Consider the following 1627-nt stretch of genomic DNA (forward strand, 5'->3'; position numbering starts at 1 on the left):
GCCCGCCGAGGCGGTGAAGTAGCCGGCATAGTCGAAGCCTGCTCCGCCATCGAGCGCATCGGCACCAAGGCCGCCCATCAAGTAGTCGCTCCCGCTCTCGCCGAAGAGGAAGTCGTTGCCGGCCTCTCCTTCGATCAGGTCGTGTCCGGCGCGACCGAACAGGTAGTTGCCCTCAGCCGAGCCGCCGAGCGTGTCGTTGAAGTCCGAGCCGTGCAGCCCCTCGATGCTGGCAAAGGTGTCGCCTCCGGCGTCACCCAGGTTCGTCGTCTGGCGTGACAGGCGTGCCACGACACCGTCTCTTGCGTCAGCATAGCTGGCATAATCGTAGCCGCCGCCGCCGCCGTTGAGGTAGTCGGACCCGCCGCCGCCCGCGAGGATGTCGTCGCCCTCGTGGCCGTAGAACTCGTTGTCCTTTTCGTTGCCGATCACCGTGTCGCCAAAGCGCGAGCCGTGAATGCCCTCGATACTGTCATACACGTCACCGGCGGCTTGGCCCCGATTCTGCGACCGGTCAGGGAGGCTGGCCACCACGCCGATGTTCGCGTTGACGTAGCTCGCAAAGTCCCAGCCCTCGCCGCCCTGCAGGGTGTCGGCGCCCGCGCCGCCCTCCAGAACGTCAGCGCCCGCGCCGCCGTTGAGGCGGTTGACGCCCTCGTCGCCGATCAGGGTGTCGTTGAAGCGCGAGCCGAGCACACCTTCCACATAGGCGTAGGTGTCGCCTGTTGCCTCGCCGGTGTTCTGGGCGGCGTTGTTGAGGTTGACCACCACGCCGCTGGCGGCCTCGTTGTAGCTGGCGTAATCGAGACCGGTGCCGCCATGGAGCTGATCCTGGCCCAGTCCACCGCGGAGAATGTCGCTGCCATGGCCACCGCTGAGCGTGTCGTTGCCGGCATTGCCGATGAGCAGGTTGGCGCCGGCATGGCCGATCAGATGGTCGGCATAGCCGGAGCCGGTGAGGCCCTCGACGGCGACATATAAGTCGCCTGCGGCTTGGCCGGTGTTCTGGGTCGCATCGGCAAGGCTTGCTACCACACCGGCTGCCGCTTGCTGATAGCTGGCAATGTCAGAGCCGTCGCCACCGTCGAGCCAGTCGGCGCCGGCCCCACCCTTGAGCACGTCGTCGTCTGCCCCGCCCAACAAAATGTCTGTATAAGCACTGCCGATCAAGGTGTCGTCACCCTTGCCGCCGGCGAGCACACCCGAGCCGTGGAACAAGTCGGCTGCCTGCGTACCAAGGGTGGCATTAGCGGCACTGGTGTATCCATCAACGCTGTAGGTAATCACTCCCTTCTGTTGTACGCCCGCATCAGGTTCGGTCAAATGATCCAGCACCTTATTCAACCTATCAAACTCAGCTTCCGCAGCCTCATCAAGAGAAGGTGTAATCAGAGTTCTGTTGATCTCGACCTCAAAGTCGTTCTCGAAATGGAAGTTGTACTCTCTCGTATGCTGACCAATAGGGTTGCCGTTAACATCCTCGCGATTGATCGTTTCTAAGCTCGACTTTGGCCAGTCAAGCGGCATGACAGAGGGCGTAGGCCCAGGCGTCCGGCAGAGCAAAGCGGACTTTCGTGCTGTTGCTTCTACGGCGTGAGGTTACGAAAGCCTGTTCGCGCCAGATCGCCAG

At 62.9% G+C, this 1627-nt stretch carries 1 protein-coding gene; it reads right to left on the bottom strand.

The features are described from left to right. On the bottom strand, window positions 1-1284 hold a 1284-nt coding region (locus tag JQC81_RS32320), incomplete at its 3' end, for a calcium-binding protein (protein WP_312887635.1). Between the last annotated feature and the right edge of the window lie 343 nt (window positions 1285-1627).

Source organism: Microvirga arabica, from assembly GCF_016811235.1.
Classification (GTDB): Bacteria; Pseudomonadota; Alphaproteobacteria; order Rhizobiales; family Beijerinckiaceae; genus Microvirga; species Microvirga arabica.